The organism is Acinetobacter sp. WCHA29 (genome assembly GCF_002165335.1).
Lineage (GTDB): Bacteria > Pseudomonadota > Gammaproteobacteria > Pseudomonadales > Moraxellaceae > Acinetobacter.
In genome coordinates, this window is record NZ_NHRQ01000010.1 from 69,931 (window position 1) to 95,493 (window position 25,563).

Below are 25,563 nucleotides of genomic sequence, written 5' to 3' on the forward strand. Positions count from 1 at the left end.
ACTTTACAATATCTGAAAGTTGTTGTTCTTCTTCAATAAATAAACTTGTCCATAATATAATTTTGCCTAGAGGATAATAAACGTGCGCCGTGCATTTACATGGTTACCTTGGGTTTTACTCGTTGTTGTTATATTTAGTTTTCTGGCTTGGCAGAAATCACATCAGCCGAAACCAACAGTCGCTGCTGATGGCGTCAAAATGCCTGCTGAAAAGGTTGAACCTCTGATTGATACAACTCGAACAGGTGGTGTTGTTTCGTATAGTGCTGCCGTAAAAGTTGCTGCGCCTGCTGTGGTGAATATCTTTACCACTCAGAAAGTGAAACAGATGAATCATCCTTTATTGAATGATCCTGTATTTCGTGAGTTTTTTGGTAATCAAGCCCCTCAACAGCCTCAAAATGAAAATAGTTTAGGTTCAGGTGTTATCGTTCGTGCAGATGGTTATATTCTAACGAATAATCATGTGATTGCTCAGGCAGAGCATATTGTGGTGGCATTGCATGATGGTCGTCGTGCTGAAGCGAAAGTCATTGGTACAGATCCTGATACTGATTTAGCTGTGATTAAAATTGAGTTAGACAAGCTTCCTGTCCTACCGTTTAAACTCAGTGGCAATGAAGTTGGCGATGTTGTACTTGCAATCGGTAATCCATTTGGCGTGGGACAAACAGTTACGCAAGGGATTATTTCGGCGACAGGTCGTTCAGATTTAGGTATCAATACCTATGAAGACTTTATTCAAACTGATGCGGCGATCAATCCAGGTAATTCAGGTGGTGCATTAATTGACGTTGCGGGGAATTTAATCGGCGTAAACACTGCGATTTTCTCACAATCAGGCGGTTCGTTAGGGATTGGTTTTGCAATTCCAGCGAAAATTTGTCAGCAAGTATTAAATTCAATTTTGAAAGATGGTCGTGTTGTTCGTGGTTGGTTAGGTATTAGCTTAATTCCTAATACCATGGATGAGGACGTATTGGCTGCGAAACCTGTTGGAGTCGTTGTTGCTGATGTCTTGCGTGATGGTCCAGCAGATGCTGCAGGTGTAAAACGGGGCGATAAAATTATTCAAGTCAATAATGAGCAAATTACTTCAGCTTCACATTTAATCAACTATGTTGCATTGCAAGCACCACAAAGTGTAATTGATCTGGTGGTTGAACGCGATGGTAAGCAACAGAGCATGCAAGTTAAAGTTGGAGAGAGAAAAACCCAACAAAATGCACAGTCGCAATATATCCCATTGCCTAAGCCTCAAGATTAATATGATCTTATGATTTAATTTGAATATGAAAGGCTACTGAGGTAGCCTTTTTATTTATGAAAAGAAAAAAGCTTGCTGATAAAGGTCGATCAGCAAGCTTTTTGCAAATTTTGGAGTTTTTTATTTTTTATTACACCATCGAAATTTGATGATTTGATGACAGTTTTTTTATAATTAGATTACAACGACTCAATATCAGTATTTATAATCCATTTGCAACCATAACTTTTGAGTATCTACAGAAAACTCTTCCGCTTGATAATCTGAGAGTTTTGCTAGGGCAGACAAACCTTTAATAGGCAAAGCATGAGAATAAGAAATAGAGAATTCTTGACCATAATCCATATTTTTTTCATCACTACGATATTGATGTAGTTCAGTGCCTAATTTACCTTTACCAAATACATTAAAACTTGATGAAATGTACAAGTCAGTTAAACCATTCAAGGGCGTTGTCAAGAATAAGTCAGCCCATCCGTTAAACTTATGTTTAGTCGCCAATGGGGTTTGAAATGCAATTTTTCCATCATCACTACCAAGCACTTCATAGCCAAGTGTGATTTCACCCAGTGCTGAACCTTTATCCGTGATGCTATAACCTAATTCTAATGCATAATAATCAGCATCATAATTTATAGGTTGCTCAGCATATTCACTTTGTTTGGCATATTCAGCAACGTATCTAAAATTGTTTTTCTTACCTGTTAAGCGTAAGCCATAGGTTTGATTTGACCAAGCACTTAAATCCTCGAAATCCATCAAATACCCATATAATGTTGCGTTCAACAATGGGTTGTAATTCATTTTAGCTTGAATTAAGTGAATTTGACTGTTTTGTTTACCATCTTGGGCTGCTACAAATTTAGGTTTTACATCTTCACTACCAAAAATAGTATTGACTTGATCAATATAGGCATAATACAAACCAAACTCTTTGCAAGGTTTAATATTTAAACTAATCGCATCAAAGGTTTGATCATTTTGACGCCAAGCTACGGAGCCTACAAAGCGCTGATTATCTAAATTAATAGCTTGACGACCAATACTTAAATCAAACTTTGGACTATAAGCATATTTTAAATAAGCTTGATTCAATTGTAGGTTTTTAGGATCAGGGACTGTACTGTAGTTTGTTTCAGCATTACGTGTGCTATTGAAATGATCATTAATTTCGACAGTTCCTTCTCCTTGCACAAATGCGCTTAAGCCATGCCAAGAGCCAGTTTCCAGTGAAGGGCGTAGTCTCAAAGTCCAAGCATCAGCATTTTTTAGTTGGTTATCTTGGTCAACTAATTCGTAACGTAGGCGACTATCGAGAGAAAATTTAGTTTGACTTAAAAAGTTATCTGCGGCAAACGTCGTAGTTGTTAAAACACTGAGCATAGCAAAGCTAAGAAGATTCAATTTCATATTGAGACCCCTGAGAGATTATAATTTCTGGATTTAATTTTGATTGTGCAGGGGAAAGGTAAGTTTCCCCGCACTAAGTGAATGATGATTAAGAGGTGATAGAGTTGCGTTCAAGCATAGCTTGGTCAAACAGTTGTTGTTCTTTCGTTTTATGTTCTACAGAGAAGCGGATGAGAATGACACCGAAAGCGGCCACAGTTACAAGACCACCTAAAATCATGAGGCAAGTTTGAACATCTAGTAAGCCTTTAAGTAGGAAGCCTGCTGCAACCGCACCAACATTACCACCAGCCCCAATAATGCCCGCCACACCACCAAGTGCATTACGGTCAATGAAAGGAACTAAAGCATAAGTTGCTCCACAAGACATATGCGTGAATAGCGCGAAGACAGTCATGCTAATAATAGCAAGAGCTACAGTATTCATTTGTGAGAAGAGAATCAGGAACAAGCCTTCACATAAGATAAGAATAAATAATACTTTTGTACGACCATCTAAACCTTTTGAAATCGCAACTTTATCTGAAACAATTCCACCTAAAGCACGAGCGAATAAGGCAAGTAGACCAAAGATACCCGCAGTTAAACCTGCTTCTTTTAAACCCATGTTGAAGTGGTCAACATAGTACATTGCGGCAATGTTATGAATGAAGATTTCGATACCGAAACATGCTGCGTAAGAAACAAATAGAATCCAAACACGATAGTTACGAGCAGCTTGCATTAAGATAGCAACACCACCTTTTTTACCGCTACCAACTTCAACACCGTTTGCACGTAATTCTTTAAAGTCACCTTGTGGACAGTCTTGTGTAAGTTTCCAATAAAGTACACCAACAATTACCATCATAATGCCAGGTACAAGCAACGCAATTCTCCAACCCATTGCTTGTTCAACGCCAAACATCACAATTGCACCGAGAATTAATGGCATGATTGCTTGTGTTGCACCTCCACCCGCATTTCCCCAACCTGCAGAAGCCGCATTGGCTGTGCCAACAACATTAGGTGCAAACATGACACTAGTATGATACTGGGTGATGACGAAGCTCGCACCAATTGCACCAATCAAGAGACGGAAAAACAAGAACGATTCATAAGTATTTGCTGCTGCAACACCGAAAACAGGGATACTGCCAACAATGAGAAGAGCAGTATAGGTTTTGCGTGGTCCATACTTGTCACAGAGTGGGCCAACAATGAGTCGGATCAGAATTGTGATTGCAACCGCAGCGATATTGATGTTTGCGATTTGGTCTTTGGTTAGATTAAATTCACCTTTGATGACTGGCATTAAGGGTGCACAAGCAAACCAAGCGAAAAAACATACAAAGAATGCGAGCCAAGTCATATGAAAAGCACGCATGGCAGGCGTTGAAAAGCTAAATAATTTTATTTCAGTTGCTTTTTTAGCATTTAGATTCATTTTTGAAGACATAACCTTCCCCTGAACTGAACGAAATATATTTTTGCTATGCAATATTTCTGCATACACAAACCGAACAGAACGGACTTCATTGGCCGTCAGCAAATTTTTTTATGAATCATCGTTGATTCATGATGCTTGTTACTAAGCAAGGGGTGTGCCAAAAAAACAAATTTTATCAAAATTTGAAATTAACTATATGATTATAAATATATAATTATATTTACAATATTATTTCTATTGATGAATGTTATTTATCAATGAATCTCATATGCTTTATTGATATTTATGTTTCTTCATTATTTCGAAAATGATTGCAATTGGTGCATGTTTTTTATGAATGATGATTTAAAAGGTGGCGATAAATAAAAAACAGCCGAAGCTGTTTTTTAAAGTTTTGTCTAAAAACGATAGCCAACGCCTAAATAAGTAATAAGTGGGTCTATATCAATTTTAGTATTTGCTTGGATCAACTCTTTACCTGTATTGCGGTCAGTCACATAAATTTTTGCTTCATTATTCATTTTTGAATAAGAAACTGACCCAACGGCAAACCAATTCGGATTGAAATCATAAGTTGCGCCTACTGTGACAATCGGAGCAAAAGTATCAGTCGCTTCCAATTCGACAATAGGATCTGCTGATGATGTCTTACCATCTAAGGCAGCTCCTGCTTTGCCGTCATGGATATTTTGGATCATGTGACCAGCTTTTACTAAATCAGATTCTATGCCCGAGTTCATTTTAAGATCATTAAAATAAGCATACATCACACCTGCTCCAACGTAAGGTCGGAATTTATTGACGCCTGATTTACCAAACTGGTAATGGAGTTCTACCGCAGGTAGCCAAGCACGTGCAGTTGCTGCTTTGCCTCCTTGGGTCAGATCTGTGATATGAAGATCCTGTTTTAAGTCAATATCACCTAAAATAGTACTTGCTGATCCACTTAATGGCGCGTATATGTCGCCTTTCCCTTTAATATCAACTTTTGGAGGAATTCCGGCCTTAATCTCTAGAGATAAATTATCAGTAAAGTGATAATTTGCCATAATACCAACGGTATCTACATTGTCTGCTTCTAAACCTGTTCCTTGGCTTTGCCAGTTAGATAATCCTTTAATGGTAGCTGTACCTGTTGCAAGACCCGATACAGTATCGGTTGGCCATAAATTAATGGCACCGTAAACGATAGGATTGGAATCTTTGACTGCTGCATCTAGTACGGCTTGTTTAGACACATCACCTACTTTAGATTGTGTTCCCTCAGCTACAGTCGTATTGATATTAATAGGATTTGCAGAACCTTGTGGCATAGCATGTAACCAACCAGCTGAAAGAGAGAAACGTTTGAAACCATCTCCATCTTTTAAACTAAAATAAGGTGACTCCGCAAAGCTCATAGTGGGTAGGGTTGCAGCAATTCCTACTGCAATGCATAGCATGCGTTTTTTCATAGTGAGGACTCCATGTCCGATTTATAAGGAACTTTTTATTCTGATAAAAATAACGTTTTTTACTAAATGGTTTGTTTAGTTAAAATTTAAAATTGTTATGCTTATGAAGACTTTTGTTTGATTTAGATGAATTAATGAAGAAATTATGAATATGAAAAAAAGCTACCGAAGTAGCTTTTATTTAAGGAAATAAATTACATAAAACGAGATAAATCTTCTTCAGGGCGAGCAGTAAGTACTTCGATGCCTGTTTCTGTTACCAAAATGGTATGTTCATATTGAGCTGAAAGCTTGTGGTCTTTAGTAACCACAGTCCATTTATCACCTAAAAGTTTTGTTTGCCAAACCCCTGCATTGACCATTGGCTCAATCGTAAACGTCATGCCTGCTTCTAAGCGCATACCCGTACCTTTCTGACCATAGTGTAAAACTTGTGGTTCATCATGGAAAACATTGCCAATACCATGACCACAATATTCACGCACAACACTAAAACGTTCAGACTCAACATATTGTTGGATTGCATGTCCAATATCGCCAAGATAAGAGCCGTGTTTAACCGTAGCCATACCACGATACATAGCTTCTTGTGCAACTTGGCAGAGACGATTTGCAAGAATAGAAGTCTCTCCACCGACGATATACATCATGTTGGTATCGCCGTGATAACCATCTTTAATGACTGTTACATCAATATTGAGAATATCACCATTTTTTAAAACTTTACTTTCAGAGGGAATACCATGACAAACGACATGGTTAACCGAAGTACAAATCGAATGTTGAAATGCTGGGCGACCAGGTGCAGCGCCATATCCAACACATGCTGGAATTGCTTGTTGTACATTTTCAATGTGATTACGACAAATTGTATCAAGTTCTAGGGTATTTACGCCTGCTTTAATATACGGCTTAATCATGTCTAAAATTTCAGCCGCCAGTTTTCCTGCAACACGCATCTTTTCAATTTCTTCGGGCGTTTTGATTAATCGACGAGGAGCTGTGTAAGTCGTGTTCATGATCTCTAAAAACTTTTGGTAATTTACAAGCGTCTATGGTATAAATAGCCGCCTATTTTATCAAATGCTTTTCGTTACAATTTTGCTTATACAAGTTGTGCGAAAAACTGATGAATAGTTATCAAAAATCCGCACATATATCGACACATTACTCTGGGTGCCTAGCAATAGGTGGAGAATGCGGATATATGGAGGCCTAACCCAAACTTTAAGGTAAAGAAAATGGCAGATTACAACGTAAGCATGCGCGACCTTCTTCAAGCAGGCGCACACTTTGGTCACCAAACTCGTTTTTGGAATCCAAAAATGCGTCAATATATTTTCGGCGCGCGTAACAAAATTCACATCATCAACCTTGAGCACACTGTTCCTGCGTTAAATGATGCTTTGAACTTTGTTAACAATCTTGCAAGCAAAAAGAACAAAGTATTGTTCGTTGGTACTAAACGTGCTGCTTCTAACATCATCCGTGAACAAGCTCAACGTGCTGGTCAACCTTATGTAGATCACCGTTGGTTAGGTGGTATGTTGACGAACTGGAAAACACTTCGCCAATCTATCAACCGTTTAAAAGATCTTCAAACTCAATCTCAAGATGGTACTTTTGCTAAGCTTACTAAACGTGAAGCTTTAGAGCGTACTCGTGAGATGGAAAAACTTGAACGTGCTTTAGGCGGCGTTAAAAACATGGGTGGTTTACCTGACGCATTATTTGTAATCGACGTTGATCACGAAGCGATTGCAATCAAAGAAGCGAAAAACTTAGGTATTCCTGTAATCGGTATCGTTGATACAAACTCTAACCCAGATAACGTTGATTATGTTATTCCTGGTAATGACGATGCGATCCGTGCAGTAACTTTATATGCATCAGCTATGGCAAATGCAATTCTTGCTGGTAAAGAATATGCTCAATCACAAGCGAATGCACAAGCTAAAGGCGATGACGCTGCAAAAGACGCTTCTGAGGCTTAATGCGGTTTGACGCAAGCTTGTCATTTTTGCGACATGTAATGGTGGCAAATTAAGCGTCGAGATTGCAAACGGTCCAGAGTTTCTTTGGGCCGTTTTTGTTGAACAGATTTATTTTCTACCGATTTTAGGAGATCAACATGACTGCAATTACTGCAAGCATGGTAAAAGAATTACGTGACCGTACTGGTCTTGCAATGATGGAATGCAAAAAAGCATTAACAGAAGCAGGCGGTGACATTGAACTTGCGATTGATAACCTTCGTAAATCAGGTCAAGCAAAAGCTGCTAAAAAAGCAGGTAACATTGCTGCTGATGGTGCGATCACTATCATCCAAAACGGTAATAAAGCAATTCTTGTTGAAGTTAACTGTCAAACTGACTTCGTTGCTAAAGACGAAAACTTCAAAAACTTCTCTGATAAAGTTGCTGCTGCTGCACTTGCTGCAAATGAAACTGATGCTGCAAAAATTGCTGAACTTAAGCTTGAAGATGGCGCAACTGTAGAAGAAGCTCGTGTTGCACTGGTTCAAAAAATTGGTGAAAACATTCAAGTTCGTCGTGCTCAAATCGTTGAAGGCGAAAACTTGGCTGTTTATAAGCATGGTTTAAAAATCGGTGTTGTTGTTTCTTACACAGGTGATGCTGACACTGGTAAAGGTATTGCAATGCACGTTGCTGCGTTCAACCCAGTTGCTGTAAATGCAGAAGCCGTTCCAGCTGACTTGATCGCTAAAGAGAAAGAAATTGCTGAAGCGAAAGCGTTGGAATCTGGTAAGCCAGCGAACATCGTTGAGAAAATGGTAACTGGTTCAGTTGAGAAATACTTGAACGAAGTTGCACTTGATCGTCAAATGTATGTTATCGATAACGACAAGAAAGTTGCTGATGTATTGAAAGCAACTGGTACCAATGTAGCTCAATTCGTTCGTTTCGAAGTGGGTGAAGGTATTGAGAAGAAAGCTGAAATGAGCTTTGCAGAAGAAGTTGCTGCTGCTCAGGCTGAAGCTGCGAAGTAATTCGTATCTTTTCAAAAAACCCAGCCTTGTGACTGGGTTTTTTATTGGTTCTTTTTTACATCCACAAACTATGACTCATCGTGTTGCTGTTTGAATTGTGCCAATGCCTCAATTCGATACTGAATGAGCATTTCGCCAATTTCTGCACCTTGAACATGTTCTGGTAAATCCTGTGCTCTAATATTCCGAACAATCTCCATCGCATCCAAAATATACTGTGCTTGTGGGTAAGGGCGATCTTCTAAACCTAATCGACCTTTAGCATCGCATTCACAAGCCTGCACAAAAGCAATGACTTTTTCTGGTTTTCGTAAAACATCCAAGCGCTGTAGTAAACGCCATACAGTACCAGGTTTCAAATTTTTGATTTGATGGCATTTCAGATGTTCTTTGCAAACAATTAAAGCTAAATTTTTCAGATGTGTGGGAACTTTCAAGCGTTCACATACGTTTGTAACGGGTTCTAATCCACGTTCCTCATGCATGATATGCCGTGGTAATTCCTCAGTTGGAGTAAGTGCTTTCCCTAAATCATGCACCAAGACAGCAAAACGTACATCTAGTCCATAGTTGGCCTGACAAGCTTGTTTTAGTGCCATTAAGGTGTGTACACCACAATCTATTTCGGGGTGGTACTCTGGGCGTTGAGGAATACCAAATAATGCATCTATCTCAGGAAACAGTACTTTTAGCGCATCACAATCTCTTAATGTTTGAAAATAGATATCGGCATGATCTTCCATTAATGCACGAGAAGTCTCTTTCCATACACGTTCAGGTGTTAAAGCATTCAGTTCCCCTGAATTGGCAATCCTTTTCATTAATTGCAAAGTTTCTTCTGCAATTTCAAATCCATAACTAGCATAACGAGCAGCGAAGCGAGCAACACGTAGCACACGTAAGGGATCTTCTGTAAATGCATCTGAAACATGGCGTAGGATTTTCTGATCAAGATCTTTTTGACCACCATATGGATCATAAACTTGTCCAGTTTCATCCATTGCCATTGCATTAATTGTTAGGTCACGGCGAATTAAATCTTCTTCTAATTTAACAGTGGTATCAGTAAAAAATTGGAATCCGTGATAGCCAATGCCTGATTTTCTTTCAGTACGCGCTAGTGCATATTCTTCTTTTGTTTTTGGATGAAGAAATACAGGAAAATCCTTTCCAACGGGTTGGTAGCCTTCAGATAATAATTGTTCAGGTGTTGCTCCAACCACAACATAATCTTTTTCGTGATAGGGATGCCCGAGTAAATGATCTCGAACAGCACCGCCTACTAAATAAACTTGCATAAAAAACCTCTATTCTTCACACAATCATGCTACAGAATAGAGGTTTTCTCAAGCACTAAGCATAGCTTTTAATGTTAAAAGCTATGCTTAAACTGTATCAGTTTTGGCTTTGCTGAATTTCAGCAACAGTTAAAGCTGTCATATTAACTAAACGACGTGTTGTTGCCGTTGGGGTTAAGATATGAACTGGCTTAGCAGCACCTAATAAAATAGGACCAATAGTAACGTTGTTACCAGAAGTTGCTTTTAAGAGGTTAAATGAAATATTCGCTGCATCAAGATTAGGCATGATCAAAAGATTTGCTGAACCTTTAAAACGTGAGTTCGGGAATGCAAAATGACGAATATTGTCGTCTAATGCTGCATCACCATGCATTTCACCTTCAACTTCAAGCTCAGGAGCTTGTTCTGAAAGTAAACGATAAACTTCACGCATTTTCTGAGCACTTGGATCAACTTGATCGCTTCCAAAACTTGAGTGAGAAAGTAAGGCGACACGAGGGGTCATACCAAAACGACGTACTTCTTCTGCTGCTAAAATAGTCATCTCTGCAAGTTGTTCAGCAGTTGGATTGGTATTTACATAGGTATCGGCAATAAACAAGTTACGATCTTCAAGCATTAATGCATTGAGTGTAAAGAATGTACTACGACCTTCTTTTAAACCGATCACGTTTTTAACGAAATCTAAATGGATATCGTAGCTCGCATAAGTACCACATAGCATACCATCAGCTTTACCGAACTTAACTAGCAAAGCGGCGATTAAGGTTGAACGACGACGTGCTTCACGTTGCGCATATTCAACAGTTACGCCTTTACGTTGCATTGTATTGTAGTAGTCTTTCCAGAAATCATCATATAAAGGATTGTTTTCTTGATCGACGATTTCAATATTGACACCGTGCTGTAAGCGTAAACCGAGTTTTCTGATATTGTCTTCAATAACGGCTGTACGACCAACAAGAATTGGTTTAGCTAGACCTTCATCTACAACAATTTGAACCGCACGTAATACACGTTGATCTTCACCCTCGGCATATGCAATACGCTTAGGGTCAGTTTTCGCTTGTGAGAAAATCGGTTTCATTAAGAATGCTGAGTTATATACAAACTCAGAAAGTCTTTGACGATATGCAGAGAAATCTTCAATTGGACGTGTCGCAACACCAGAATCCATTGCAGCTTTAGCAACCGCAGGCGCGATTTCTAAAATCAAGCGTTGGTCTAGAGGGCGAGGGATCAAGTAATCACGACCGAATGATGCAGATTTTTCACCGTAAGTCGCAGCATCTGCTTCAATATGTGCCATACGTGCAATCGCATGTACACAAGCAATTTTCATATCTTCGTTAATCGTTGTAGCACCGACATCGAGTGCACCACGGAAAATATATGGGAAACAAAGTGCATTGTTTACTTGGTTTGGATAGTCTGAACGACCAGTTGCCATAATCACATCTGGGCGAACTTCGTGCGCATGTTCAGGTAAGATTTCTGGATCTGGATTTGCAAGTGCAAAAATAATTGGGTTTTCAGCCATTTCTTTAACCATTTCTTTGGTTAAAATTCCTGCTGCAGAAAGACCCAAGAACATATCTGCGCCAGCCATTACTTCATGTAATTGAGTCGCAGAAATATCTTGAACGTACCGTTTTTTCGATTCATCAAGTCCTTCACGTGAAGTTGTTAAAAGCCCACGAGAATCAGCTACAATAATATTCGATTTATTTACGCCTAATGCACAAAGTAAATCTAAACATGACAATGCAGCAGCACCAGCACCTGATGCAACGATTTTAATTTCATCAATTTTCTTGTTCACGATCTGCAAGGCATTCAACAATGCTGAGCCTACAATAATACTGGTACCATGTTGATCATCATGGAACACAGGAATCTTCATGCGTTCACGAAGTTTCTTCTCGATATAGAAACATTCAGGTGCCTTGATATCTTCCAGGTTGATACCACCAAACGTTGGTTCCAATGCGGCAACGATATCCACGATCTTGTCTGGATCATTTTCCGCAATTTCAATATCAAATACATCAACACCAGCAAACTTCTTGAATAGAACGCCTTTACCTTCCATAACAGGCTTAGAAGCAAGAGGACCAATGTTTCCTAAACCAAGCACGGCTGTACCATTACTCACGACGGCAACCAAATTTCCACGTGCTGTATATTTTGCAGCAGCAGAAGGGTCACGTTCAATTTCCAGACATGGAGCAGCAACACCAGGAGAATATGCAAGCGCTAAGTCTCGTTGGTTTACGAGTTGCTTACTCGGTGTCACGCTGATTTTTCCAGGCGTAGGAAATTCATGGTAATACAAAGCGGCTTCTTTTAAAGATTGATCGTCCATCTGAGTCTCGATTGTTCCGATAATAATCAGGCATATACATGGCTGATGATTATATTAAGATAAGTGCACAAGAATATAGCACTAGTTCATGTTTTCGCCCAGTCAAAAAAGCTTATTTTCACTGAACGTATAGGCTTATTGACAATTTATATTGGGTGTAAATTAAACTGCCAAAAGCTCAAAATATGGTTTTAACTGGAATATCTTGCAATTGCTAGACGCATATGTTGCTGTAAGTATTCAGTTGCATGTACGGCAGTTAAGGGTTTGGCAAATAAGTAACCCTGTAATATGTCACAGTTTTGTCGTTTCAAATATTCACATTGCTGTTCTGTTTCAACGCCTTCAGCGACAACTTTTAAGCCAATTGTTTTACCCATGGCAATCATAGCATTAACAATCGCGTCTTGTTTTGCATTACCAATTTTCGAAATAAATGCACGATCAATCTTTAAAATATCAATTGGATATTCAGTTAAATAAGCCAGAGAAGAATAGCCTGTGCCAAAGTCATCCAGTGCAATTGAAATATTACGTTCTTTCAATGCACACAAAATTGTTTTAACACTTTCAGTATTTTCTAAAAATGCTGACTCGGTAATTTCTAACTCTAAATTTTCACCTGTAATAGAGTATTCATCGAGTACAGCATCAATATCATGCAATAACTGACCACGCAAAATTTGTTGAGCAACAATGTTTACAGCAATGTGGATGTTCGTAAAACCTAGTTTTTGCCATTCTTGTAACTGTTTTGCTGCCTCATACAAGACGAATCGTCCAATATCAGAAATTAGACTGGTACTTTCGGCTAAAGGAATGAAAATATCGGGCATGATTAGACCTTTCGTTGGGTGTTTCCAACGAATGAGTGCTTCAAATCCATTAATTTGACAATTCTGAGCAGTGATCTTTGGCTGATAATATACAACGAGTTCATTGTTTTGAATCGCCTTTCTCAAGTCAAGCTCTAAATCAGTATGATTAACGACGAAGTTAGTTCGCTCACTAGAATAATAGCGGATTGTATTTCCACCTAAGCGTTTGGCTTCTGTTAAGGCTTGCTCTGCATGGGTATTTAAGTTGTCAACTTGACGACCGTGTTCAGGGTAAATCGCAACTCCAATCGAAATACTGACCACATACTCTTGATTAGCGATATAAAAGGGTTTGCTAAAGGCTTCAACAATATTACTGCATAACTGATGAATTGGCGGATGTAACGGTGACATTTCATAAATGATTACAAAATCGTCTGCACTTAAATGTGAGACTAAAAGTGCATCAATATTACTGATACGCAAACGTTGTGCAACTTGCTTCAAAAGCTCATTACCCGCTTGATTGCTGAGTAATTCATTCAAGGCACGGAAACGGTCAATATTGATTCGGATAACTGCTAAATTCTGTATCGAAGCCTCATTAACCAAATATTGATGCAGTTGCTGGTGATAATAGAAGCGATTAGGTAGATCGGTCAGGGTATCATAATTGGTTAAATATGATAAACGTTGCTCTTGATTTTTACGCTCAGTTTGGTCAGAGATAATCCCGATATAATTAATCACACGATCTGATTCATCTTTTACAGCGTTCATATGGATCCAAAGGAAACATGATTTTTCAGAAAGATAAGTTTCCTGAAACTCACCTTCGTACTCATGTTCTTCGTGCAAAGTAGCAAGGATAGAAAGATGAAAATTATGATGATGCTGGTTATTTTGTTTAGTAATCTCAAAAAGTTGTTTTCCTAATATGAACTGTTTATCTAAACCCGTTAATTGTTCATATTTAGGATTAACTTCAAGATAGTGGAAGCTATCATCCAGAACAAAGATACCTTCTGAAGCCTGTTCGAATACACTCGCTGCTAATTTTAGCCGTTCTTGGTCTTTCTTTTCTTGGTTAATATCACGATGAATACCGACCATGCGTAGAGGGGTCTCATCTTTAGGATTTCTTAACATCACTTGGCCAACATCATGAATCCAAACCCATTCACCACTCGGTCGTTTAATGCGGAAAGTTTCTTCGTAACGTTTAGTTTGGCCACATAGATGTTTATAAAGTGTATTTTTAACACGTTCAAGATCATCAGGATGTACAATTTTATGCAGCAACGAATAGTGATTCTCAGAATCACGTGTAACTTCTTTACGATGAGAATTGGTAATCCCAACAGTGTTATTTTCTAAATTCCATTCCCAAGGTCGAATACCCGCAGTTTCATGTGCAAAAGCCAAATTTTGACGATGTTCCTGTAAACTATTATTTATTTCTGTTAAATCAAAAGTACGCTCGCGAACTTTTTGTTCTAATAAATGATTGTTAAATTGTAATTGAGCTTCAATATCTTTCGATTTATTCACTTCACGTTGTAATTGTTGGCAAAGTTCTTCGGTCCATTGATTGTGTTGTTCAGCTACATCGACCAATTGTTTATTTTTTTCTAAAACTTGGTATAAGCGTTGGTGAATTTGAAAAGTTGCTTGTGCACATAAAAGTGTCGCAAAGAAAGATGAATAATAAGCAAGATAAAAAAGCGTATGTTCTTGGTCGCGATGTAAAATTTGAGAAAAAACTAATGGGGTAATACTTGGAATAAAAAATAAAAAGAAATATTTAACACGTTGAGTAAGAAAGGTTAAGGCAATAATATGTGATGAGGTAAGTAGTAGTGCTGTTAAAGTTAAAATATGGGAAACAGATAAATTTGGTACATCTTTGATCAAAAAATAATTGATGATAATCGTACTGATACCCAGTAATAATCCTGTGAAAAAGCAAATAATTTGAAAAGCGATACGTGTCTTATGTGCAAACCTAACAGATGAATAATGTTTTATCGAAAAATGACAAATACAATAAAAGCAAAATAAAATGCTCAGGCAAATACTCATCCAAGTCGTAAAAATATTTGTACTAAAAGAATAAAAAAATCCAAATAAAACATAATCTAAGAGAGAAATGAAAAACACACTCAATATAAATAGACGTACATGATTCGTATAGTTAATTTGATCCGTATCAACAAATGGTGGCAAATTTTTTTCATGAACCCCGAGCATACAAAGAATAGTCCTTTTCATTATTTATCTATGCGTACAATCATTATTTTTTTGTAAGCACGATATAGTTTCATTTTAAATTACCGTTAAACCAGATCGAAAGCAATGCAAATACTTTATTTGGTTGAAAAGTGATAATTTAAAATTGATAAAGCTACAACTGGAGCGGTTTCAGTCCTTAAAACACGATCTCCAATACACCAGCTTTGAAAATGATTTTGGTTAGCAGCATCAATTTCTGCTTCACTTAAACCGCCTTCTGGACCAATCAATAGGGCTAAATCAGGCTGGCTATTTAGTACTACGTTTTCTTGGTCTTTGTTTGGCGCTAACACAAAACGTGATTGTGGTAGCTGTTCCGATTTTACCCAATCGGTTAAACTTATTGGTGTTAGAACATTTGGAACTTTGTTCATTCCACATTGTTCACACGCAGCAATCGCAATTGACTGCCAATGATCTAATTTCTTTTGATCACGTTCATATCTTAACCGCATTTCGCAACGTTCACTAGTCAATAATTGAATAGTTGTGACACCAAGTTCAGTGGCTTTTTGAATCGCATAATCCATACGATCGCCTTTGCTCATGACTTGGCCTAAAATTACTTTAGCAGGCGCTGTTCGATCTATAGGGTTGAATTGATCAATAGAAACAAAAGCATTTTTCTTATTAATTTCAGTAAGTGTTACGATATATTCACCACCTTTTCCATTGAAAAAGATGGCTTGATCTAGCTCTTTTGCACGAAGCACCCGTACCCAGTGATGAAATACCGATTCTGTTAATTCAATCGAATTGCCGGTATTTAATTCTGTTTCGATATAAAAACGGTTCATGCTGGGTAAGGCTCGTACAAATTAGTTTAAACCAAGATCAACAACGAGTTGTCGAGTTGGCTCTGTTTGGTTCATTGAATAAAAATGGAGTGTTGGCGCACCACCAACGATCAAACGTTCGCAAAGTTTAACAATCACTTCATGGCCGAAGGCTTTAATACTTTCGCTATCATCACCATAAGCAGCAAGTTGTTTGCGAATCCAACGCGGAATTTCTGCACCAGTTCCATCCGCAAAGCGAATTAAATTACTTGCATTGGTAATTGGCATGATGCCTGGTGCAACGGGAATATCCACACCAGCTTTAGCAATACGTTCGATGAAATAGAAATAAGCATCTGGATTGAAGAAAAATTGGGTAATACCTGCGTTCGCGCCTGCATTCACTTTTTCAACAAAACGTTGAATGTCACCATCAAAGCTATCAGCTTGCGGATGCATTTCAGGGTACGCAGCAACTTCAATATGGAAATGATCACCTGAATGTTCACGGATAAAGCGAACAAGATCTTGAGCATAAGGTAATTCGCCAAGACCAACTTGACCTGAAGGTAAATCACCACGCAATGCTACGATGCGGTCAATCCCTTGTGATTTATATAAATCTAAGAGCTCAGCAATACGAGCTTTATCATCGCCAATACAAGAAAGGTGAGGGGCGACGGGCGTACCTTTGCCATTAAAATCATTAATGGCTGCTAAAGTGCGTTCACGAGTAGAACCACCAGCACCATAAGTAATGGAGAAAAACTCTGGGTTTAATCGCTGTAGTTCTTGGTGAACGATACGTAACTTTTCAGCGCCAGCATCAGTTTTCGGCGGGAAAAATTCAAAAGAAATAGGAACACGTTTCGTCATTTCAAATCCTTTTTTAATCGCTTAGAGATTATTTTAGAAAAAAGGGCAGTCCTTAAACGTCTGCCCTGATTTTCTTAGTATTTATAAGCGTCAGATTTGAATGGACCTTCCACAGCAACGCCGAGGTAATCTGCTTGTACTTGCGTTAACTGGGTGAGTACACCACCAAAGCCAAGAACCATTGCAGCAGCAACTTCTTCATCTAATTTCTTAGGAATCAGTTCTACACGGATTTTCGCAGCTTTTTGATCTTCAGGAAGATCGGCAAATTTCTCAGCGAACAAGTGCATTTGACCTAACACTTGGTTAGCAAAAGAACCATCCATAATACGTGATGGGTGACCTGTTGCATTCCCAAGATTCACTAAACGCCCTTCAGAAAGAAGGATTAAGTAATCATTTTCATTTTCTGAACGATACACTTGGTGAACTTGAGGCTTAACTTCAACCCACTTGTAACCACGTAAGTATGCAGTGTCGATCTCTGTATCAAAGTGACCGATGTTACACACTACAGCACCTGCTTTTAAGCTATCTAACATTGCAGAATCACAAACGTGGTAGTTACCTGTTGTCGTTACGATAAGGTCAGTATTTTGAAGAAGATCAAGGTTGATGTCTTCTTTATTGCCTGTTTGAACACCATTTTTGTATGGAGATACAACTTCGTAACCGTCCATACATGCTTGCATTGCACAGATTGGGTCAATTTCAGTGACACGTACAATCATACCTTCTTGACGAAGTGATTGTGCAGAACCTTTACCTACGTCACCGTAACCGATTACAAGTGCACGACGACCAGATAACAACATATCTGTACCACGTTTGATTGCATCATTTAGAGAATGGCGGCAACCATATTTGTTGTCGTTTTTAGATTTCGTTACGGAATCATTTACGTTGATTGCAGGAACTTTTAACGTACCATCACGTAACATTTCATACAGACGTTGAACACCTGTTGTTGTTTCTTCTGTTACACCATGGATTTTTGCAATCACTTCAGGATATTTTTCGTGAACAAGTAGCGTTAAATCACCACCATCATCAAGAATCATGTTGGCATCCCAAGGTGTGCCATTTACATTGATTTGTTGTTCAAGACACCACATGTATTCTTCTTCAGTTTCGCCTTTCCAAGCAAACACAGGAATACCCGCAGCAGCGATAGCAGCAGCAGCGTGATCTTGAGTAGAGAAGATATTGCAAGAGGTCCAACGAACTTCAGCGCCAAGTTCTACGAGTGTTTCGATTAAAACTGCAGTTTGGATTGTCATATGAATACAACCCAAAATTTTTGCGCCAGCAAGTGGTTTAGTTGCTGAATAACGCTTACGTAAACCAATCAAAGCTGGCATTTCTGCTTCGGCAAGTTTGATTTCTTTACGGCCGTAGTCAGCAAGAGAAATATCAGCGACTTTATAATCTGTAAATGAAGCAGTAACCGCGTTCATCAGGATCTCCTAGAAAAATAGTATGGATCATTCTGTTCGCGGATGCCGTTGTTGGTTAGCACGAGCGTCTAACCGATCGTCGAGCCTGGCAAATTGATTTTTAGTGCTAATCAATCGTCGCAGCATCCCTCGACTGGGCATTATAATACTTGGAAATGACTTTAGTTCCAATGTTATTTTGTTTGAGATGATTATAAAATGAAGAATTAGATTGGGATAAGTGATTAAATTTTTTGAATGAACGAACAAGGATTCCAAATCCCTTTGAAATCCTTATGTATGCACAAAAGAATCGCATTAAGCTTTTAAATGATCTTCAAATTCTTCGCCAAGCTGCATGGCTAAGGCATTTCCAGATAAGTCACACGTGACCAAACCGTATTCTTTTTTAAAACTAAAGGTAAAACCTTTATTGTCGGCTAAACTTTTTACTGAATATCCTAATTTTTCTAACCAAATACGAAAAGCCAATAAATTTTTTGCTTTCACAACTCTGTTTTTCATTCCAGAACTCCTTTTAACCTGTATTTATTAATAAGGGTGACCTAAAAATTTTTAAAGGGGGATTGCATATATTTATTTTTCTTCATGTAACCAATGTAAAATTAGATTGATTGAAACTGAAATTAAACTTAAATTTTATCTGATAAAATTATTTAAATAATTGATTTAATTTACTTGTATTGTTTTTTCTCGCATTGGGTTTTGATCCAAAATAAATGTAAAAAATCATTTCACTTTCTACTTTTTAAAAACTAAAGTTTAGCCTTTAAAAAGTAGAACTTTAAAATTAGAACTGATCTTTAAGCGCTCTGATCCTTGCGAAATCTTCGACACTTTCTGTGCGCAAGAACGGATTTGTTTCAAGCTCTAATTCAATTGTACTTGGCAGAGTAATTTGTTCAGCATCTCTCAATGCTTTGACTTCCTTTATGCGTTCTTGTAATGCAACATTCTGAGGTTCAATTGTTAATGCAAACTCTGCATTTGCAAGCGTATATTCATGTGTACAATAAACTTTGGTTTGTATTGGCAACGCAGCTAAGCGATTTAATGAGTGGTACATTTGTTCAGCAGAACCCTCAAATAGGCGCCCACAGCCCATTGCAAATAATGTGTCACCAGAGAAAAGCGTGTCTATTTCTTCAATAAAATAAACAATATGACCTAGTGTATGCCCTGGTGTTGCAATAATTTCAACTTTTAAATCATTAAAGTGAAAATGGTCATTATGTTGCAGTGGATTCGATATAAACGAAATTTTGCTGAGTTCATCACGTGGACCGAAAACGGGTGAATTTTGCTCAGTCAATAGACCTTGTACACCATCAGTATGATCTCGATGCCAATGTGTTAACCAGATTTGTTTCAACTCAAGTTGATGTTGTTCGCAAAAATCGGTAACAAGTGCTGCTTCTGTAGGGTCAACGGCTACGACTTCTTGCGTACGAGTATCTTCTAATAACCAAATATAGTTTTTTAAGGCATTTTTTACGTCAATTGCATGAATTTTATAATGCATGGCCGAATCCTAAATCTCTGATTTATGTGGTTATTGATGAATAGAGTATTTGAATAATCAAATCACAGTTAGTTTAAGTGTAAATGTATAAGAGTGCAAAAGCTTACCTAAGAATTGATACAGAATGTTGACTTTTTAGGACATATTATGACAGCTTCAATTATCAGGTATTTTTCAGGTTGACAAGTTATAATTTTTCTATAAATATGATATAAAATTTTGATAAATTAATGGTTTATATTCATCTTAGGTGGTGTGAAAATACTTAATTAAAGCTAACATAGTTTAAAAATTAGATTTAACAATATTTAACGAAGTAACACATTTAAAGATGAAATGAAAAATAAATCATAAGAATACAGTGAGAGCATTATGACTGATTTGGTAGATCATGAAATTGTTGTTATCTTCAAAAAATATTTATATCCTTTGTCTTCCAAACTTACAGAAATGTTGAATGAGCATTTTAGTCATCAAACAGAACGTCGCGGTTGTGGTTATACTCAAGCCACTCGTGTGATTGCTGAATTTGTTTCACAGCCACGTGATATGTTGGGATTCCAAGATTTTCGTATTTTTGAAGACTACGAGGTTAAAGGTTTGAAAAACATTTTAAATCAAAGTTCTTCATATGGTTTAGTGTTGGAAACTTGGCGTAATTTGGATATTAATATTGATGTGCAACAATATTTAGAACGTTCTAATTCACAAGATACATTTACTCAGAATTTGCAACAAGAAGTTGATTTTCAAGCGAAGCTTAGAAAAATCCATCAATATGCAGAGCTTGAAGAAAGCATTTTAATTTGCCAATTACTTGCAGATATTATTCTTCCACAAACAATTGATCAAATTGAAATGATTGAGTGTCATTCTCTAGAGGAAAAGCCGAAGGTTGGCTCATGTCCGATGGCAGAAAAATTTTTCTTGCGAATTGCACATCATTGTTTATTGCGACAAGGTGAAATTAATATTTTTGTGGATGATAAAGGTTTACCCATCATGATGGAGAAACTGAATATGGGGGATAATCACTCTTGTATCAGTCTTGTGCCATTGAGGATGAATGGGGTGCGTTTACCCGCAGGTAGCCTGTTTTCTGCAAACTATGACATTGAGCAACTGGAAAAACATAAAAATAAACAATATAAAGGTTATGTGATTCCGATTTCTGAAATGAATGGGTTCTGGTTTTTGCGTTTGACTACTTTGGCGGTGTCACCTAAAAACCGTGCCCGTGCATTTAACTATCACTTTAAACAGCAGGTAGATAATGGATTATTTCGACCTGATACGACTGAATTGAGTCAACTGATGGAAATTGCCCAGGATCAAATTTAGGTAGGACATCCATGCTAAAAGCCTGTTACTCTCCACGCTATTATGCCCAAACGCATACCAATAGCATGGAAAAACTCACCGCAGTTGCGGATGTGTTGCGTAAGCATAAAATGGTTGAACTGATTGATCCAGGTTTGATTGATGTTGAAATTTTAAAGAAACTCCATAATCCGCAGTATGTGGAGGCCTTTCTGGCAGGTGAGTCCGCATTTGCAACCATACAGGGCTTTAAACCGTGGAATGAGCAATTACGGGATGCCATCCTGTCGGTGCAAGCAGGGCAGCTTTTAGGAGCTAAGATCGCATTGAAAGAAGGAATTGCTGCAAATATTGCACAAGGTTTTCATCATGCGAGTTATGAATCTGGTGCGGCATATTGTACCTTTAATGGTTTGGCTTTGGTTGCTAAACAAAATCCTGAAAAACGTATCTTTGTGCTGGACTGTGATCAGCATGGCGGAGATGGAACGGCAATATTTACCAATAGACTCACCAATCTGGTCAATTTCGGAATTTTTGGGATTCGTTTTGGTTGCAAGGCAGGGGAGCGTAGCCTGACCCGTTATATTCATCCCAAGCAGGGCAACTTTGATTTATATCGGGAAGCGATTTTTGAGGCATTTCAATATGCTTCACGTTGGGAGGCTGACCTCATTATTTATCAGGCAGGTATGGACTGCCATCAACATGATAAATATGGATCGAAATGGTTGACCACAGAGTTGCTGTTTGAACGTGACCGTCTGGTGTTTGATATGGCAAAGAGGATGAAAATCCCGATGCTGTTTGTATTGGCAGGCGGCTATCAGGCACTTGATGATTTAGTGCCTTTACATGTTAATACATTCAAAGCTGCAAATGAAATTTACTTTCCTTAAAATAGAAAGGTACAAAAAAAGCCCTCAAAATGAGAGCTTTGTCTGTTGCTGTGATTAGCGTAATTTTGCTAACCAATCACCAAATGATTGAACCAGTTGAACTAAAATTAGCAGTACAATCACGGTTAAAATAACAACACTGGTATCAAAACGTTGATAACCATAGGAAATAGCTAAATCACCGATACCTCCTGCACCAACTGCGCCAGCCATTGCAGTTGCACCAATTAAGGAAATCGTCCCTGTGGTCAGGTTCAAAATTAATGAGCTACGTGCTTCGGGGATAATAAATTTAAAAATGATCTGCCAAGGTGAGGCACCCATAGCTTGAGCTGATTCAATAATACCCTCATTCACTTCAAGTAATGAAGTTTCAATCAATCGCCCTAAATACGGACCTACATAAATGGTGAGGGGAACAATCGCAGCCCAAGTACCAATCGAAGTTCCAACTAATAATTTAGTTAATGGAATAACTGCAATAAGTAAGATGATAAATGGTAAAGAACGTAGTGCATTTACAATTGGGTTGAGAAAATAATAGATCGCTCGGTTTTGTAAGATACCACCTGTGCGAGTGACAACTAAAGTTACACCTTGAATCAATCCCCAAATACAACCAAAAAGCAATGAGAAAAAAACCATTTGAAAGGTTTCTTGTAATGCCGTAACGAATTGATCAATTGAAAGGGAACTGTGCCAAAACGGCGCAGAAGCTTCAGTAAGCCACTGTACGATTAAATCTCTCATTGGCTTACTCCTGATTGTTCAACTTTCACGCCTTGTTGCTCAAGAAACTTAATAGCGTCTTGAATAGTCGCTGAATCACCCAAAAGTTGAATAAACATCTGTCCAATCACAGTGCCATTGATTTCAGTCATGTTGGCAAAAAGAATATTTAGGCTCAAATCAAATTGCTTAATCACAGCTTGAATGACGGTTTCTTGAGCAGATGTCCCCAAGAATTGCAGACTATAAATACTATTGTGATGTTTATGTTCAAGGTTATTGAGGATATTAATTGGTAACTGTTGTTGCAAAACTGTTTGAATGAAGGTCTTTGTAGTCGAATGCTGGGGTTGACTAAAAATATTGAGGGTGGGGCCTGTTTCAATCACATGACCTGCTTCCATGACTGCAACATAGTCACAGACTGACTCAATTACATCCATTTCATGGGTGACCATCACAATGGTAATCTTTTGTTCTTTATTAATCTTTTTTAATAGCGCTAAAACGGATTGTGTGGTCTGAGGGTCAAGTGCAGAGGTTGCTTCATCACACAGTAAAATTTTGGGATGGTTTGCAAGCGCGCGGGCGATACCTACACGTTGTTTTTGTCCTCCTGAAAGTTCATCAGGATAGGCATCTTTCTTGTGCTTGAGATCGATGAAATCTAATAGTTCTGCTAGGCGCTTTTCACGATCAGCTTTGTTATGCCCCAATAATTTGAGTGGCATTTCAATATTTTCAGATACTGTTTTAGTTTGCAGTAAATTGAAATGTTGAAAGATCATGCCGATATTTGCACGTTCTTGACGAAGCGTACGCGCATCCATTGCAGTAAAGTCTTTCTGATTGATAATTACCTGCCCCTGCGTTGGGCGTTCAAGCAAATTAATCAAACGAATCAACGTACTTTTACCTGCACCACTATAACCAATAATGCCGAAGATGCTGCCTTCTGGGATCTCTAAATTAATTTGATCCAGTGCGTTGATCGTTTGACCTTTCAATTGATAGTGTTTCGAAATGTTTTTAAATTGGATCATATTCGTCAATACTAAGCAAAAAAGAAAAAACAGGCAAAATTATTTTGCCTGTTTTATTTAGGGCTTGTTGATATTTTAGCCATGCAATGAGAGCTATAGCTCACAAGGTAAAATGTCAACAGACCCTACGATTATATTACGGATTTGCTTCTGTGAGATAGCTTGTTGGCTTGTTTACATCAACTTTAGTTCCAGCAAAATGCTCCTGTACATATTGTTTGACTGCTTCAGTATGATAAAGCGCGCCGACTTTTTGCAATACGGCATCATCTTTACGTGATTCAGCAGTTGCCAAAACATTTACATTCAACTTGGTAGTTTGGTCGATTGGTTCATAGAAAATAGCATCTTTAAGAACGTTCAGGCCACCTTCCATTGCAAGAGTGTTACCTAGCAGGATTGCATCAACCTCGTCTTTTACACGTACAGCAGTGGCCATCTGAATTGGCTGGATCACAATTTTCTTGCTGTTTTCAATGATGTCGGCAGGCGTGCCTTTCACAGGATCGAAATCAGCTTTTAATTTGATTAAACCTGCGCTTTGTAAAAGTAACAATGCACGTGATTCATTTGCGCCGTCATTTGGGATTGCAATGGTTGCGCCTTGAGCAAATTCTTCAACTTTTTTGACTTTGCTTGAGTAAATACCCATAGGCTCTAAATAAGTCGTTGAAACAGGTGCAATCTTATCTTTATTTGCCGCATTAAAAGCAACAAGGTAAGCGTAAGATTGGAAGGCATTAATATCAACTTCTTTATTAGCAACAGCTGTATTCATTGCAACATAGTCAGTAAAGTTTTTGACTTCAAGTTTAATACCTACTGCTTTAGTTTCAGGCAATGTCGCAATATAACGCCAAATATCAGCATCTGAGCCAGTAGATGCCACAACAACAGTTTGTAATCCACTAGCATTTGCTTTTTGCTCAGTAGATGCGGTATCAGGCTGTTTACTGCATGCTGCAAGTAATAACACCGATACACTTAAAAAAAGGCTAATCAGCTTTTTCATGTATAAATCCTAATCGGAATAATGCTTAGTAAATAATCCGCTAATGCATTACTTAAGAGCTATAGGGTTCTTGTTACAAAGAGGTGAGTCGGTTCAAAATTTAATGTTATGAACAGGCGACTGATCGAATCATTTGCAACAACATAAAATTAAGAACATTGATCTTAAGAATTTGACTTAAGCATACTGGTTCAATAATTTTCATATCAAATCGAGATTAGCTGATACTTTTCGAGTTAAATTTCATATTCTTATTCATATATAAAAGAATATGTATAAAACCAAAAGCACTCGCCGAAAATTTTAGCAATCATAACAATAATTTGGGTTCTGTTATAGTGTTCTATTTTGTACTTGTGGGTATAAATATATGATTATTAGAAAAATAGTTTAATTTTGGTAAAAGTAAATAAATGATACTTTTGTAGTTTTTCCTGATGGTGGAAATGTCAAATTTTATTGAATTAGTGATATATATTTTTCTGAATTTAATATTTAAATAATAGACTTCCTTCATAAATCATTTTTCAATCAATTTAATTGTTTATCTTTCACCCAATCTAAATTGTATATGCCAGCA

20 protein-coding genes are annotated in these 25,563 nt (G+C 37.8%); 5 read left to right on the forward strand and 15 right to left on the reverse strand.

The window, feature by feature from the left end:
- The first annotated feature begins 82 nt into the window (after window positions 1–82).
- A complete protein-coding gene (locus CDG59_RS08765; RefSeq protein WP_087544869.1) occupies window positions 83–1,267 on the forward strand; it encodes a trypsin-like peptidase domain-containing protein in 1,185 nt (394 codons plus the stop codon).
- 195 nt (window positions 1,268–1,462) lie between these two features.
- On the opposite strand, the gene CDG59_RS08770 is transcribed toward CDG59_RS08765, so the two are convergent.
- The 4 genes from CDG59_RS08770 to map all read right to left on the reverse strand — a co-directional run bounded on the left by CDG59_RS08770 (window position 1,463) and on the right by map (window position 6,579).
- Window positions 1,463–2,677 carry an alginate export family protein gene (locus tag CDG59_RS08770; protein WP_087544871.1) on the reverse strand — a complete coding sequence of 405 codons (1,215 nt, stop codon included), beginning with the start codon at window positions 2,675–2,677 and terminating at the stop codon, window positions 1,463–1,465.
- An 88-nt stretch (window positions 2,678–2,765) separates the two neighbouring features.
- Window positions 2,766–4,115 (reverse strand): MFS transporter, encoded by a 1,350-nt coding sequence (locus CDG59_RS08775; protein ID WP_087544872.1) that lies wholly within the window; start codon window positions 4,113–4,115, stop codon window positions 2,766–2,768.
- 389 nt (window positions 4,116–4,504) lie between these two features.
- Window positions 4,505–5,560: an OmpW/AlkL family protein gene (locus tag CDG59_RS08780; protein WP_005161091.1), complete on the reverse strand. Its 1,056-nt coding sequence runs from the start codon at window positions 5,558–5,560 to the stop codon at window positions 4,505–4,507.
- Between the two features lie 194 nt (window positions 5,561–5,754).
- Complete coding sequence (map, locus tag CDG59_RS08785; protein ID WP_004661270.1) at window positions 5,755–6,579, reverse strand: type I methionyl aminopeptidase; 825 nt, start codon at window positions 6,577–6,579, stop codon at window positions 5,755–5,757.
- A gap of 222 nt (window positions 6,580–6,801) precedes the next feature.
- Here map and rpsB point away from each other — a divergent pair, with 222 nt between their 5' ends.
- Both rpsB and tsf read left to right on the forward strand, forming a co-directional pair.
- Entirely contained in the window at window positions 6,802–7,554 is a 753-nt protein-coding gene (gene rpsB / locus CDG59_RS08790) for a 30S ribosomal protein S2 (protein WP_004661273.1), read from the forward strand.
- Window positions 7,555–7,691: 137 nt separating this feature from the next.
- Window positions 7,692–8,570: a translation elongation factor Ts gene (gene tsf, locus CDG59_RS08795; RefSeq protein WP_087544874.1), complete on the forward strand. Its 879-nt coding sequence runs from the start codon at window positions 7,692–7,694 to the stop codon at window positions 8,568–8,570.
- Window positions 8,571–8,638: 68 nt separating this feature from the next.
- On the opposite strand, the gene CDG59_RS08800 is transcribed toward tsf, so the two are convergent.
- The 8 genes from CDG59_RS08800 to gloB all read right to left on the reverse strand — a co-directional run bounded on the left by CDG59_RS08800 (window position 8,639) and on the right by gloB (window position 19,980).
- Window positions 8,639–9,868, reverse strand: coding sequence for a multifunctional CCA addition/repair protein (locus CDG59_RS08800; protein ID WP_087544876.1), 1,230 nt, complete (start codon window positions 9,866–9,868; stop codon window positions 8,639–8,641).
- A gap of 97 nt (window positions 9,869–9,965) precedes the next feature.
- Window positions 9,966–12,236, reverse strand: a complete 2,271-nt coding sequence (locus tag CDG59_RS08805) for an NADP-dependent malic enzyme (RefSeq protein ID WP_087544878.1) — start codon at window positions 12,234–12,236, stop codon at window positions 9,966–9,968.
- Window positions 12,237–12,427: 191 nt separating this feature from the next.
- On the reverse strand, window positions 12,428–15,304 hold the full coding sequence (locus CDG59_RS08810; protein ID WP_087544880.1) for an EAL domain-containing protein: 2,877 nt from the start codon (window positions 15,302–15,304) through the stop codon (window positions 12,428–12,430).
- A 116-nt stretch (window positions 15,305–15,420) separates the two neighbouring features.
- On the reverse strand, window positions 15,421–16,143 hold the full coding sequence (locus tag CDG59_RS08815; RefSeq protein ID WP_087544882.1) for a 16S rRNA (uracil(1498)-N(3))-methyltransferase: 723 nt from the start codon (window positions 16,141–16,143) through the stop codon (window positions 15,421–15,423).
- Window positions 16,144–16,164: 21 nt separating this feature from the next.
- Complete coding sequence (gene metF, locus CDG59_RS08820) at window positions 16,165–17,001, reverse strand: methylenetetrahydrofolate reductase [NAD(P)H] (RefSeq protein ID WP_087544884.1); 837 nt, start codon at window positions 16,999–17,001, stop codon at window positions 16,165–16,167.
- A gap of 74 nt (window positions 17,002–17,075) precedes the next feature.
- Window positions 17,076–18,458, reverse strand: coding sequence for an adenosylhomocysteinase (gene ahcY / locus CDG59_RS08825; protein ID WP_087544886.1), 1,383 nt, complete (start codon window positions 18,456–18,458; stop codon window positions 17,076–17,078).
- 297 nt (window positions 18,459–18,755) lie between these two features.
- Complete coding sequence (locus tag CDG59_RS08830) at window positions 18,756–18,962, reverse strand: hypothetical protein (RefSeq protein ID WP_004661287.1); 207 nt, start codon at window positions 18,960–18,962, stop codon at window positions 18,756–18,758.
- 286 nt (window positions 18,963–19,248) lie between these two features.
- Window positions 19,249–19,980 (reverse strand): hydroxyacylglutathione hydrolase, encoded by a 732-nt coding sequence (gene gloB, locus CDG59_RS08835; protein WP_087544888.1) that lies wholly within the window; start codon window positions 19,978–19,980, stop codon window positions 19,249–19,251.
- Between the two features lie 372 nt (window positions 19,981–20,352).
- On the opposite strand from gloB, the gene CDG59_RS08840 reads away from it, so the two are divergent.
- Both CDG59_RS08840 and CDG59_RS08845 read left to right on the forward strand, forming a co-directional pair.
- On the forward strand, window positions 20,353–21,321 hold the full coding sequence (locus CDG59_RS08840; protein WP_087544890.1) for a hypothetical protein: 969 nt from the start codon (window positions 20,353–20,355) through the stop codon (window positions 21,319–21,321).
- A gap of 11 nt (window positions 21,322–21,332) precedes the next feature.
- The gene (locus tag CDG59_RS08845; RefSeq protein ID WP_087544892.1) at window positions 21,333–22,199 is read left to right on the forward strand and encodes a histone deacetylase; all 867 of its coding nucleotides are present in this window, start codon (window positions 21,333–21,335) and stop codon (window positions 22,197–22,199) included.
- A 54-nt stretch (window positions 22,200–22,253) separates the two neighbouring features.
- On the opposite strand, the gene CDG59_RS08850 is transcribed toward CDG59_RS08845, so the two are convergent.
- The 3 genes from CDG59_RS08850 to CDG59_RS08860 form a co-directional block, all read right to left on the reverse strand.
- Window positions 22,254–22,949, reverse strand: coding sequence for a methionine ABC transporter permease (locus CDG59_RS08850; RefSeq protein WP_004661291.1), 696 nt, complete (start codon window positions 22,947–22,949; stop codon window positions 22,254–22,256).
- Window positions 22,946–23,971, reverse strand: a complete 1,026-nt coding sequence (locus tag CDG59_RS08855; protein ID WP_005161062.1) for a methionine ABC transporter ATP-binding protein — start codon at window positions 23,969–23,971, stop codon at window positions 22,946–22,948. The genes CDG59_RS08850 and CDG59_RS08855 overlap by 4 nt, the downstream gene beginning before the upstream one ends.
- Before the next feature lie 136 nt (window positions 23,972–24,107).
- Window positions 24,108–24,983, reverse strand: coding sequence for a MetQ/NlpA family ABC transporter substrate-binding protein (locus CDG59_RS08860; RefSeq protein WP_087544894.1), 876 nt, complete (start codon window positions 24,981–24,983; stop codon window positions 24,108–24,110).
- Window positions 24,984–25,563: the final 580 nt, after the last annotated feature.